The organism is Streptosporangium carneum (assembly GCF_027922005.1).
Classification (GTDB): Bacteria; Actinomycetota; Actinomycetes; order Streptosporangiales; family Streptosporangiaceae; genus Streptosporangium; species Streptosporangium carneum.
This window is the reverse complement of record NZ_BSEV01000023.1, coordinates 77,883-90,249: the sequence shown is the minus strand read 5'-3', so window position 1 is coordinate 90,249 and position 12,367 is coordinate 77,883. Positions and strand designations below refer to the sequence as shown.

Here is a 12,367-nt window from a genome sequence, read left to right as displayed (position 1 = left end):
AAAGTGAGCCGCAAGTAAGATCCACTACCTTTCTGTCTGTCACAAGATGCAATGAAAGGCAGAAATGTTCTCCGTCCTCTCCTCCCGTCGTATCGCCGCCACCGTCGCGGGAGCCGCTCTCCTCTCCTTCACCGCCGCCTGTGGCGGGTCCGGTAACGCCGCCTTCTGCGCCGACGCGCCGTGGACCAAGGCCTTCACCGACTACACCACCTCTGTCAGCAGTGCCGGCCTCGACATCAAAAAGATGAACGACGCCAGCCAGAAGCTGTCGGCCGACCTGAAGGAGCTGGCGGGCAAGACCGACGGCGACCTCGCCAGCGCCATCAACGACCTCGCCACCGCGTGGGAGAAGCTCAAGATCGACCCGAAGGACCCGGCCGGAGCCGCCGCCGCCACGCAGGACATGACCAAGAACCTCCAGGAGGGCACCGCCAAGCTCGCCAAGGCCTGCTCCTCCTGATGAGCCCGTGCCCCCTTGGGGAGAGGGGGCACACTCCCGGCACGGTCGCCGCTCCGCCTGCGGGGGGCAGTGCGGCGCGGCGACCGTGCCGGCGAACCTCGAAAGCCCCTGCCGTCCGCCCGGCAGGGGCTTTCGGTGTCTTCCCCCGGCTTCCCACGGCCCGTTCCAGATTCAGCCCCTGATCGCGCGGGCCTCCTCGTAGCACTGCTCGAACCCCGCGAGCACCACGGGCCACGAACTGCGCACCGGCTCGGTCTCACGGTTGTGCGCCGCGATCGACTCGCGCAGCTCGCGGTCGCGGACCAGCCTGGCGACCGAGGCGACCAGCCCCTCGAAGCTCTCGCCGAGCAGGCCCTCCTTGCCCGGACGGACGAAGTCGGCCACCCCGCTCTGGGCGCGCGCGACCACCGGGACCCCCGCCGACCTGGCCTCGAGCGCCGCCAGCCCGAAGGACTCGCGGGGCGCGGGGGCGACGAAGACGTCCGCGGAGGCGAGCAGCTCGCGGATCCGGTCGCGGCTGTAGCGGCCGGGCAGCGAGACCCAGCCGCTCATCCCGTTGGCCCTCAGATAGCGCTCCATCTGGGAGCGCGCGGGGCCGTCGCCGACGACGGTGGCCCGCATCGGCGTCTCCGCCGGCACCTGGGCGCGCGCCTCCTTGAGAAGCCTGAGCAGCCGGACGGGCTGCTTGCGGGGCGCGAGCCGCCCCACGGCCACGACGTGCACCGGCCCGCCGGGCTCCCGCCGTACCGGGTCGGGGTCCTGCGCGTGGTCCGGATCCGGGGCGGAACCGGAGCCGCCGTCGGGAACCGGGGCGGGGAGGGAAGAACGCCAGCCTGAGACGTCCAGGCCGTTGGAGACCACGTGGACCGGCACCCGCCGGCCCGCGACGGCGCGGATCGGCAGGGCCGCCGCCTCGCTCACCGCGGTGCCGACCAGCCCCCAGCGGTGCCACTCGAACAGCAGCCGCAGACCCCGGTAGACCCCCCTGGTGACCGGGTCCCACATGCTGTGCACGGTCACCACCACCGGCAGGCCCGCGCGCACCGCGGCGCGGACGCCCATCCAGGCGAACGGCGAGACCGCGCCCGTGTGGACGTGCACCACGTCGGGCCGCCGCGTCTTCGCCAGCCGCAGCAGGTGGCTCACCCCGAACGGGTGAACGGGCAGGTCGAAGGGGAGTCTCGCGACGATCCGGTGCACGCCCTCCAGGGGCTCCCCCGGCGTCGCGGTCGCGACCTCGACCTCGTGACCCGCCTCCCGCTGCATCCGGACCAGGTCGGCCACCTGCACCTCGATCCCGCCGAGGCGCGGCAGATAACAGTCACTGACGTGGAGGATCCTCACCGTGCCAGCGTAGCCCCGCGTGAGATCATGCCTGCGTGCCCGCCGGGGGCGGGCCGGAGCGCGCGAACGGAGTGAGGGCGATCAAGACCGTCAGAACAGCCGTGTTCTTCCATGCCCATCCCGACGACGAGGCCCTGCTGACCGCGGGCACCATGGCCATGCTCGCCGCCGAGGGACACCGGGTCGTCCTCGTCGTGGCGACCTCGGGGGAGCGCGGGCAGGCCGACCTCGAACCAGGCGAGGCGCTGGGCGCCGCGCGGATGGCGGAGCTGTACAAGTCCGCCGCCGCGCTCGGCTGCGCCAGGGTGGTGAACCTCGGCTACGGCGACTCGGGGCTCGCCCCCGGCGGCGGGATCGCCGAGGACCGCCCGGACAACGCGTTCATCGACGCCGACGCGGCGGAGGCCGCGGGACGGCTGGCCGCCGTCCTCGTCGAGGAGGGCGCCGACCTGCTGACGACCTACGACCCCGCGGGAGGGTACGGCCACCCCGACCACGTCCAGGTGCACCGGGTCGGCGCCATGGCCGCCGAGATGGCGGGCACCCCGATCGTGCTCGAGGCGACGGTCAACCGCGACCCGCTGCTCAAGGGGCTGCGCCTGATCCACAGGTTCTACCCCCAGCTGGACCTGCGCGCCTTCGAACGGGCCTACTCCCCCGGCGAGGCGATCACCCACCGGGTCGGCGTGCGGCGCTTCGCCCGGCAGAAGCGGGCGAGCATGGCCGCGCACGCCTCCCAGGCCACCGGGGCCGACACCCGCACGCTGGGGGTGATGCTCAAGGTCCCCCAGCCGATCTACCGGCTGGTCTTCGGCACGGAGTGGTACGTCAGGCGCGGCCTGCCGCCCGGCACCAGGCTGAGACATCCGTTCGAAGTTCCTCCCCAAGGATGAGTCCCGGACCGGCACACTTGGTCAGGGGGGTTACATGAAGAACAGATGGGTCCAGATCGGACTGTCGGTCGTGTCGCTCGCACTGGCCGCCACGCTCGTGCGCTTCCTGCCGCAGATCGTGGAGGCGCTGACGGGCAAACACGTCTCGTGGTCGCAGATCGGCGCCCAGTTCGCCCGGCTGAGCTGGCAGACGATCGCGCTGATGGCGGTCGTCTGGCTGGCGAGCCTGCTGGCGTACACGTTCGTGCTGACCGCCTCCCTGCCCGGTCTGACCCATTCGCAGGCCCTCACGCTGAACGCGGCCGGCAGCGCGGTGAGCAACCTGCTGCCGTTCGGCGGCGCGGCCGGGGTGGCGATGACGATCGGGATGACCAAGGGCTGGGGCTTCCCGCTGCGTCCCGTCGTGGTCTCGACGCTGACCACCGGCATCTGGAACACCATGTTCCGCTTCATCCTGCCCGCGGCGGGCATCCTGGCCCTGCTCGTCAGCGGGCAGCCGCTCAGCCCCGCCGTGACCAGCGCGGGCTGGGTGGGGGTGCTGTCCATCCTCGCCCTGGTCGCCCTGGTGGCCACCGCGCTCTACTGGGACCGGGCCGCCGCCGTGCTCGGCCGCGCCCTCGACGCCGGGGTCGGGCTGCTCCCTCGCAGGGTCCGCCCCGCCGAGCACGCCCCGTCGCACTCGCTGAACAGACTGCGCGCGGACACCTCCGAGATCGTACGGCGCCGCTGGCCCGGGCTGACCCTGGGCATGATCTTCTTCCTCGGCCTCCAGTGGCTGATCCTGGTCTGCTGCCTGAAGGCCACCGGCGCCTACCCGGGGCTGGCGCAGTCGATCGCCGTGTTCGCCCTGTCCAGGGTGCTGACCACGGCCGTCGTCACCCCGAGCGGGACCGGCATCATGGAGGCGGGAACCGTCGGCGCGCTGGTCTTCTTCGGGGCGCCGCTCGATTCCGCGACGGCCGCTGCGTTGCTTTTCGGCTTCTGGACCTACACTGTCGAAATCCCCTTCGGCGGCCTGGCGCTCGGCGCGTGGGCGCTTCTGCGCCGGCGTGACAGCGCCGTCCCGGCCCCCGAGAAAGAGCCGATCAGCCGCTAGATTGGGAAAGACCTTGTGCGCGATTCGAAGGCCCGCATAGCGTGGCGGCTGACATGGCGGCTGACATCGTGGCGTTCCGGGTCCTCGGCCCGGTCGAGGCGCACTCCGGGGACGACGAGTTCGACCTTGGCGGACTACGGCAACGCGCCGTGCTCGCCCGGTTGCTGGTTGCGCGCGGCCAGGTCGTGCCCGTCGACTCGATCCTGTACGACCTGTGGGACGACGACGCCGCCAAGGGCGCCCAGTCGGGCCTGCAGGTCTACATCTCCCGCCTGCGCCGGGTCCTCGAGCCCGGCCGCCCGCGCGGAGGCCCAAACAGGCTGCTGGTGACCGTCGCCTCCGGTTACGCGCTGCGCGTCGCCCCCGACCAGGTCGACGCGCTCCGCTTCGAGGCCCTGGTCCGCACCGCGGGCGAGCACCTGGAGGGCGACGACCCCGCCTCGGCGCGGGCCCGCCTCGAGAAGGCGCTGGGGCTGTGGCGCGGCACCCCCTACTCCGACTTCGCCGACCAGCCGTGGGCGGAGGCCGAGGTGAACCGGCTGGCCGAGCTGCGCCTGGTGGCCCGCGAACGGCACGCCGACAGCAGCCTGCGCCTGGGCCTGCCCGCGGAGGCCGTGCCCGACCTGGAGGCCCTGACCGCCGAGCACCCGCTGCGCGAGGAGGGCTGGCGGCTGCTCGCCCTCGGCCTGTACCGGTGCGGCAGGCAGGGCGACGCCCTGGCCGCGCTGCGCAGGGCCCGCACGATCCTCGCCGACGAGCTCGGCATCGACCCGGGGCCCGCGCTGCGCAAGCTGGAGTCGGACATCCTGTCCCAGGATCCGGGGCTGCAGCTCACCGTCTCCGCGACCGCCAGGCAGCGCCCCGCAGCGCCCGCGGACACCTGGCCGCCCAGGCCCGCCGTGGCCGCCGCCGAGCTGCCGCCGCTGGAACCCGAGCCGTTCGTGGGCCGGGACGCCGAGCTGAGCCGCCTGGTCTCGACCGCGGCCAGGACGGCCCGCTTCACCGTCGCGATCGTCGGCGGCGACGCGGGCGCGGGCAAGACCACGCTGGTCCGCCAGCTGACGAGGCGCCTGTCCGAGGACGGCTGGGGCACCTCGTCCGGCGCGTGCCCCGACAGCAGCGCCACCCCTCCCGGCTGGGCGTGGGTGGAGATCCTGCGCACCCTGGTCAACGCCGCGGGCCCCGGCGAGTACGGCCAGCTGCTGGCCCCCCTGCTCGACGACGCGGCCCCCGACCCCGACGACGACCAGGCCTCCGGCGGCTTCCGGCTGCACAGGGCGGTGGGCGGCTACCTCGCCGCGGTCGCCAGGGAGACGCCGATCCTGCTGACGCTCGAGGACCTGCACTGGGCCGACGACCAGACGCTCGCGCTGCTGCGCGCGCTGCCGAGCCTGCTGGCCACCAGCAGGGTGCTGCTGGTCGTGACCTGCCGTGACAGCGAGCTGACCGACCAGCAGGCCGACGTGCTGGCCGCGCTCGCCCGCCTCGGACCCGTCCGGGTCGGCCTGACGGGGCTGGACACCGAGGCGGTCGCCGAGCTGGTCAGGGCGACCTGCGTGCGCGAGGTCGACGAGGACGCGGTCAACAGCATCGTCGAGCGGACCGGCGGCAACCCCTTCTTCGTGCGGGAGACCGTCCGTCTGCTCGACGCGGAGGCGGTGAGCGACCGCGCGACGGCGGCGGAGGTCATCTCGGGGGTGCCCTCCGGCGTCCGCGACGTGTTGCGGCGGCGGATCTCCCGGCTGCCCGCCACGGCCCAGCAGATCCTGCTGCAGGCCGCCGTCATCGGCCGTGACGTCGACGTCGACGTGCTGGTCGACGTGACGGGCGACGAGGACGCCGTGGTCGACGCGGTCGAGGCCGCGCTGCTCGCCGGGCTGGTCACCGAGCCGGGCCCCGGCATGCTCCGCTTCGACCACGACCTGGTCCGCGACACCCTGTACTCCGACGCCTCCCGGCTGCGCCGCTCCCGCCTGCACGCCTCGGTCGCCGCGGCGATCGAGCGCAGGCACCCGGGCGACGTGGCCGCGCTCGCCCACCACTACGACGCGGCGAGCACCGCCGACACGGCCGCGAAGGCCGTGCGCTACGCCGGGCTCGCCGCCGAGCAGGCCGAACGGCGCTTCGCCCACCGCGAGGCCGCGTCCCTGTGGGAGCAGGCCATCGCCGCCTTCGACCGCTCCGGCGTCGCCCACACCCCCGACAGCACCCGCGAGCGCCTGCTGCTGACCCTGAGCCTGATCAAGGCGCTGGCGTTGTGCGGGGACATGGCCGCGGCCCGCAGACGGCGGCGCGAGGCGATGGACGCGGCGCTGCCGCTGGGCAACCTGGAGCTCACCGCCCGGGTCGCGGCCTCCCTGGCCGTGCCGCACAAGGGCATGGCCCGTGACTTCACCCGCACCGCGTGGGAGATCGTGGACGTCGCCGAGCAGGCGCTCGTCGAGCTGCCCGCCGGCGAGCAGTCACTGCGGGCGAGCCTGCTGGCCACCCTCGCGCTCGAGCTCGAGGGGTCGGCGACCCCCAGGGGCGAGCAGGCCTCGCTGGAGGCGGAGGAGCTGGCCAGGCGGAGCGGCGACCCGGCGCTGCTGGCGACCGCGCTGAGCGGCCGGCTGCGCCAGTCCTACGGCATCACCCCCGTCGGGGAGCGCGAGGTCATCGGCAGGGAGCTGCTCGAGGTCGGCAAGGCGACCGGCCAGGTCTCGGTCCAGGCACTGGCGCACCTGGTGCTGATGGAGTGCGCCGCGGCCTCGGGCGCGTTCGCGGACGCCGACGCGCACGTGGCCGCCGCCGAGGGACTCGCCAGGCAGTACGGCCTGCCCGCGCCCGCCGCCGTCGGCGCGTGGTACGCCGGGCAGCGCCTGATGATCGCCGGTGACTTCGCCGGCGCGGAGCGCGCCTACCGCGACGCGGCCAGGCTGACCGCGAGGGCGGGCATGCTGGAGGGCCGCCAGGACCTGCCGCTGATCGCCGCGTTCTGCCTGCACCTGGTCAACGGCAGGGCCGCCGACATGGTCGAGCCCCTGGCGGAGGCTCACCAGCGGGGGGCCAAGTGGACCCTCGACGCGTACGCCGTGGCCCTGGCCTCGGCCGGGCACACACGCGACGCGCGGGCCGTCATCGCGGTCAAGACCCCGGTCCGGCCCGACTTCCTCTACGAGCTGGCGATGATCTGGCGAGCCCTCGCCGGGATGCTGCTCGACGACAGGGAGCGGATGACCGAGGCCTACGACACGCTGAAGCCGTTCGCCGAGCGGATCGCGGGCGCGGGAACCGGTGTGGTCGCGCTGTGGCCGGTCTCGCTGACCCTCGGCGACCTGGCGCTCAGGCTGGGCTTCTCCGAGGCGGTCAAGCCGCATTACGAGAACGCCCTGTCGGTCGCCCGACGGGTCGCGGTGCCCCGCTGGATCGAGGCGGCGCAGCGTTCGCTCAGCGGCTGACGCGGCGACTGACGCCCCGCTCAGCGGCTGGCGCGGCGGCTGACGGCCCGCTCAGCAGTTGACGCGGAACTTCGCACTGCGCAGGGTCGTGCCGTCGGAGACGGAGAGCGTCGCCCGGTACCAGCCGGGATTGTCGACCACGCGCGGCTGCCATTCGACGGTCTGCCTCCTGCCGGTGAAGCCGGAGTTCCCGCTCAGGTAGGTGCGCCAGGTCCGGCTGCCCTCGCTCCAGCGCTGCAGGCGCCAGCCGTACGAGACGGTCCGGGCCGGGTTCGGGTTGTCGATCACGCTCTGGATCCGGTAGGGCCTGTCGCACTCCCGGGACCCGGTGACCGGACTGACCAGGATCGTCCCGCGAGCCGGAGCCTGCTCCGTGGTGTCCTGCATCGACTTCGACGACAGCACCACGGTCTCGACCGGTGTGCCCCCGGCCGCGGTCCCCGCGGTCACGCTCGCCCGCGCCGGGACGGAGGCGGTGCGGGACGCCTCGACCCCCACGTAGGCTCCGGCGAAGGCGAGCGAGGCGACCAGCAGCTTCACGACGCTCGCGGTCCCACTCGCCACCACCGGCGTGACACTGCCTCGCGGACTCATTCCAGATCCCTTCCCTTCCGTTACCCATACATGTAGACCCAGATGGTTGATCTCCGCTTGACGTCCGGTTGCAGGGCTTCGAAACATGTTCCTGGGACTCCGATGGACAAGGTCAGGTAAGCCTGCCCTAATATCGAATACGGCAAAGCGACCAGTGGGGCGGTGATGTTCACAGATGCAACCGTTCGCGGCAGGCATCCCTGATCCCACCTCGGCATCCGTCCTGGGCATGCCCCTGTGGCTCTGGGTTCTCCTCGGCGGCGTGGGCCTTTTCGGCGCGTTTCAGGCCTATTACTGGATCGGCCGTAAGCTCGGCCCCAGGCTCTACGCGTCCCGCCTCGGCAGGAAGATCAACCAAGAGGCCATCGACAAGGTCGAGAGGGCCGTCAGCAGATGGGGCGCGCTCGCCGTCTACGGCTGCTTCTGGGTGCCCGGGTTGCGGCACACACTGCCCTGGGTCGCCGGCGTGCTGCGGATCTCCTACCCCTGGTACGTCGTGGCGAGCGCGCTCGGCTGCCTGACCTGGGTCCCCGTGACGTCCTTCGGCCTCTACTCGGTGCTCTGGGGCTGGCTGAAGCTGGCCGCCGAGTCGCCGCCGCTGGCGGGCGCCGGCCTCGTCGCGGTGGTCGCGGTGGTCGCCTTCCTCGTCCGCAGACGCCGCAGGGCCGCGCGGCGGCGCGTCGAGGACGAACTCCCCGTCCCCTGAGCTCCGGCGCGACCACCCCCTCGCCCCCACCGTGCCCGCGACCGTGCCCGCGACGTTCCACGCCGCCGGCACGGCGAGCGGCGAGCGGTGGCGCCGCCCGGTCCGGCGCCGACGAACGGCGTCACGGCGCCGCCCGGCTTCCGGGCAGATGGCACTGTCCGGTTTCATGGCAGATGGCAGGGACATCGAGGTTTCTCCGCTAAGTCAGCAAGACCCGCATAATGACAGTCACTTCTGCCACCATGTTCCCCATGCAAACCGGGGGAATCCGCCTCATCGTCTCTGCCGCCCTGGCCGCCGTGGTCACCGGAATCGCCATGCCGGCCCACGCCCAGCAGGCCAGCGCCGTACAGGCCGTCCACGACACAGCTCACAGCGCCCTCGGCGGCGTCGCGCACGGGACCGCCCAGAACGCCTCCCAGAGCACCACCCACAGCGCCGTCCACAGCGCCGTCCACGGGGTCACCCACAGGGCCCTCCGCGGCTCGGCTCCCACGGTGGCCGCACGGGCCGCCTACCTGTTCGACGCGACCTCGGGAACGGCCCTCCTCAGCAAGCAGGCGACCAAGCGGATGCCGGTGGCCAGCCTGACCAAGGTCATGACGGCGTACGTCGTGCTGCGCGAGGCCAAGTTGGACGACGTCGTGAAGATCAACGCCGACGACGTGCGGCACGCGGCGACCAACGACGCGACAAGCGCCTCGCTCCGCGCCGGAGAGCGCCTGACCGTCAGAGACCTGCTCTACGGGGTGATGCTCCCCTCGGGAGCGGACGCCTCCCACGCGCTGGCCCGCGTCTACGGCCCCGGCGACGCCGGGTTCGTGGCCAAGATGAACGCCGCGGCCCGCTCGCTCGGCCTGACCAGCACCCGCTACACCAACCCCGACGGGCTCCCCAAGCCGAGCGGCGGCTACTCGACCGCCCAGGACCAGGCCAAGCTCGCCGAGGTCGTGCTTCGCGACCCGATCCTGCTGACCATCGCCTCGACCAGACGTCACGTCCTGCCCGCGTCCAAGGTGCACCGGGCCCACACCTGGACCAACACCAACAAACTGCTCGGCAAGTCCCCCGGCGCCCTGGGCGTCAAGACCGGTTACACCAAGGCCGCGGGCTACTGCCTGTCGTTCGCCGCCGACCGCGACGGACACCGGTTCATCGGCGTGATCCTCGGCGACTCCAAGCCCGACCGCCGCTTCCAGACCGCGACCAAGCTCCTGAAGTGGGGCGGCGAGCAGACGACGGACGACGGCGACCAGGAGGGGAACCTCAGCGACGACGCCTGAGGGCGGTCCGCCTCCCCCGCGACCTGGGCGTCAGAGATCCTCCACACGGACGTCCAGGTCAGCGCCGTCTACGGCTCCTTCGGGCCCGCCCCGGGACGCAACAGCGAGTAGAGGACCTGGTCGTGCCAGCGCCCGCCGCGCCACTGAGCCTCGCGGACGACTCCCTCCCGCTCGAACCCCGCCTTCTCCAGCGCGCGCTGCTCAGCCCGGTTGGCGATGTCGGTGAAAGCCTGGATCCGATGGGCGCGGGTGTGCTCGAACAGGTAGGCGGCGAGCTGCCGCTGAGCCTCCGTACCGACGCCCCGGCCCTGGAAACCCGTCCGCAGACCGATGGCGATCTCCCAGCACCACGAGGTGAGCGGCCTTCCCCAGGACCGCTTGAACCACTCGACGCGTCCGGCCACCTCCTCGCCGGAACAGACGGTCAGCGTGCCGCCGTCGTCGCCCAGCATCCCCGTCTCCGCGAACGCCCGCCGATCCCTGGCCGTGGTGCGATGACCGAACCACTGGTACGGCCCCACGCCCTCGGACGTGTAGAACTCGGCCTCGAAGGTCGCCAGGTCCTCCTCGACGACGGGCCGCAACAGCACGTGGGGCACGGAGCCCTCCTCGATCGATCAGGACGGACAGGATCGGCGATTTTACCGGGGTCATCCCCGAAACGACAGGCGGCGTCGGGATGCTCCTCGAACCACCCGAACCAAGAGAACCCACCGAACACCCACGCCGTCAGCGACTCAGGATCACCGGCACCCCAAGGACAACCGCCCGAGCGCAGTCCCCAAGCCGCCCGACCCACGAAGCAGGCTCTACGAGGAGCGCATCAGTCCGTGACAGGCGATGGCGGCGGCGGCGACCACGTTGAGGGAGTCGACGCCGAGGTCCATCGCGCCCCGGCTCATCGGGATGCACACCGGCTCGTCGGCCTCGTGCAGCCAGCGGGAGGACAGGCCGTCGCCCTCCGAGCCGAGCAGGAGGGCGACCCGCTCACCCATGGGGATCCCGTCGATCGGTGTGGCGGACTGGTCCGGGGTCAGCGCCAGGGTCTGGAAGCCCGCCGTGCGGAGTTCCGCCAGGCCGTCGTACCAGTTGGTCATCCGGGCGTAGGGGATGGCGAAGACCGCGCCCATGGAGACCTTCACCGACCTGCGGTAGAGGGGATCGGCGCAGCGCGGGGAGAGGATCACGGCCTCGACGCCGAGGGCGGCGGCGCACCGGAAGATCGCGCCGACGTTGCCGTGGTCCACGAGATCCTCAAGGACGAGGATGCGGCGAGGGCCGGTAAGAGACCGTCCTGAGGTCTCCGCAGCCGCCTGGTCGTCCGGCTTCCCCCGCTCGTGAACGTCTGGAGTCCCCCGCCCGGGAGCGTCGGGCTTCCCCCGCTCATGGACGTCCGGAGTCCCCCGCCCGGGAACAGGGTCGTGAACGGGGACCTCGGGAGGGACTCCGCGCAGTGCCTCGGTGACCGTGGGCAGCCGTTTGCGGTCCATCGCGGCCAGGGCGCCCCGGTGGACGGGGAAGCCGGCGATCGCCTCCATGACGTCGTCCTCGACCACGTGGACCCGGTCGCCGAGGCCGCCCAGCAGGTCGGCCAGGGAGTTCTCCCAGCGGCGGGTCAACAGCACCGACCGTACCGGGTAACCGGCCGCGACGGCCCTGCGGATCACCTTCTCTCCCTCGGCGATGAACAGGCCGTGCTCGGCCTCCAGGCTCTTGCGCAGTTCGACGTCGCGCAGGCCCGCGTAGTCGGCCAGGCGGGGATCTGAGGCGTTAGGCACGTTGAGATACTGTCATGGCCCGCCTGAGCTGCCACATCACGGCATACGCGATCAGCAGCGCGCAGCAGCCGACCACGACTCCGGCCCCCATCCTGGTGATCAGTTCCGCCCTGCCCGACGGCGGATAGATCCTCGGCCACACCGCCGCGCCCATCAGGGTCGCGGCCACCGTCGCCAGGAGCACACCGCGCCGTACCGGAACGGAGAGCAGCAGCCGTTCGGGGGCCGTGACCGGTTCCATGCGCGAGAGCCCGCACCAGGTCCACCAGAGTACGACGGCGAGACCGACCACGGTCGAGAGGTACTGCAGCACGCGGAAGGTCGGCAGGGGACCGATGGCGGGCTCCGACAGCCACTCCCAGCCCCACACCCTCTGGCCGTAGGAGTGTGTGAAGGAGTCCCACAGTTTGTGGGTGGCGGCGCCGACGACGCCTCCCGCGATCACGGCGGGCAGCCGTCGCAGACCTTGCCACTTCGGGGCCAGTGAGGCGGCCCTGCCCACGAGGCTCTGGGGCAGCAGGGCGATCAGGGGGTCGCGGAGCAGGCCGTGGAAGAGCACGAACATCACGACGACGGCGAACGGGTCGATTGTGAGGATGCCCTGGAGGGAGTGCCAGATCGTGTAGTCCGGCAGGAAGGAGAAGAAGATCGGCAGATCCGGCGTCATCGCGCCCAGGGCGAGCGCCCAGGGGTCGAGGATGCGGCGGAGCCGTGCCGAGGAGATCAGCGGCAGCACGGCGGCGACGTGGCTGGGCGTGAACGGCACGAGAACTCTA

The 12,367-nt window shown here is 72.3% G+C and carries 11 protein-coding genes; 6 read left to right on the top strand and 5 right to left on the bottom strand.

What is annotated here, in order from left to right; genetic code table 11:
• Window positions 1-64: 64 nt before the first annotated feature.
• Window positions 65-460 (top strand): DUF8711 family protein, encoded by a 396-nt coding sequence (locus tag PKF00_RS34110; protein ID WP_271221831.1) that lies wholly within the window; start codon window positions 65-67, stop codon window positions 458-460.
• Window positions 461-631: 171 nt separating this feature from the next.
• Here the strand turns inward: PKF00_RS34110 and PKF00_RS34105 are convergent, their stop codons facing one another.
• Window positions 632-1,804 (bottom strand): glycosyltransferase family 4 protein, encoded by a 1,173-nt coding sequence (locus PKF00_RS34105; RefSeq protein WP_271221830.1) that lies wholly within the window; start codon window positions 1,802-1,804, stop codon window positions 632-634.
• 35 nt (window positions 1,805-1,839) lie between these two features.
• On the opposite strand from PKF00_RS34105, the gene PKF00_RS34100 reads away from it, so the two are divergent.
• The 3 genes from PKF00_RS34100 to PKF00_RS34090 are packed head-to-tail and all read left to right on the top strand — an operon-like array spanning window position 1,840 to window position 7,230.
• A complete protein-coding gene (locus PKF00_RS34100; protein WP_271221829.1) occupies window positions 1,840-2,697 on the top strand; it encodes a PIG-L deacetylase family protein in 858 nt (285 codons plus the stop codon).
• Between the two features lie 34 nt (window positions 2,698-2,731).
• On the top strand, window positions 2,732-3,793 hold the full coding sequence (locus PKF00_RS34095) for a lysylphosphatidylglycerol synthase transmembrane domain-containing protein (protein WP_271221828.1): 1,062 nt from the start codon (window positions 2,732-2,734) through the stop codon (window positions 3,791-3,793).
• A gap of 53 nt (window positions 3,794-3,846) precedes the next feature.
• Entirely contained in the window at window positions 3,847-7,230 is a 3,384-nt protein-coding gene (locus PKF00_RS34090; protein WP_271221827.1) for an ATP-binding protein, read from the top strand.
• Between the two features lie 51 nt (window positions 7,231-7,281).
• Here the strand turns inward: PKF00_RS34090 and PKF00_RS34085 are convergent, their stop codons facing one another.
• On the bottom strand, window positions 7,282-7,824 hold the full coding sequence (locus PKF00_RS34085) for a hypothetical protein (RefSeq protein ID WP_271221826.1): 543 nt from the start codon (window positions 7,822-7,824) through the stop codon (window positions 7,282-7,284).
• A gap of 175 nt (window positions 7,825-7,999) precedes the next feature.
• Between PKF00_RS34085 and PKF00_RS34080 the strand changes: the two genes are divergently transcribed.
• On the top strand, window positions 8,000-8,530 hold the full coding sequence (locus tag PKF00_RS34080; RefSeq protein ID WP_271221825.1) for a DedA family protein: 531 nt from the start codon (window positions 8,000-8,002) through the stop codon (window positions 8,528-8,530).
• A 251-nt stretch (window positions 8,531-8,781) separates the two neighbouring features.
• Window positions 8,782-9,813: a D-alanyl-D-alanine carboxypeptidase family protein gene (locus tag PKF00_RS34075; protein WP_271221824.1), complete on the top strand. Its 1,032-nt coding sequence runs from the start codon at window positions 8,782-8,784 to the stop codon at window positions 9,811-9,813.
• A gap of 68 nt (window positions 9,814-9,881) precedes the next feature.
• Here PKF00_RS34075 and PKF00_RS34070 read toward each other — a convergent pair whose 3' ends face one another.
• The 3 genes from PKF00_RS34070 to PKF00_RS34060 all read right to left on the bottom strand — a co-directional run bounded on the left by PKF00_RS34070 (window position 9,882) and on the right by PKF00_RS34060 (window position 12,357).
• The gene (locus PKF00_RS34070) at window positions 9,882-10,412 is read right to left on the bottom strand and encodes a GNAT family N-acetyltransferase (protein WP_271221823.1); all 531 of its coding nucleotides are present in this window, start codon (window positions 10,410-10,412) and stop codon (window positions 9,882-9,884) included.
• Window positions 10,413-10,622: 210 nt separating this feature from the next.
• Entirely contained in the window at window positions 10,623-11,591 is a 969-nt protein-coding gene (locus PKF00_RS34065; RefSeq protein ID WP_271221822.1) for a TrmH family RNA methyltransferase, read from the bottom strand.
• Window positions 11,584-12,357 carry a DUF4184 family protein gene (locus tag PKF00_RS34060; protein WP_271221821.1) on the bottom strand — a complete coding sequence of 258 codons (774 nt, stop codon included), beginning with the start codon at window positions 12,355-12,357 and terminating at the stop codon, window positions 11,584-11,586. The genes PKF00_RS34065 and PKF00_RS34060 overlap by 8 nt, the downstream gene beginning before the upstream one ends.
• Between the last annotated feature and the right edge of the window lie 10 nt (window positions 12,358-12,367).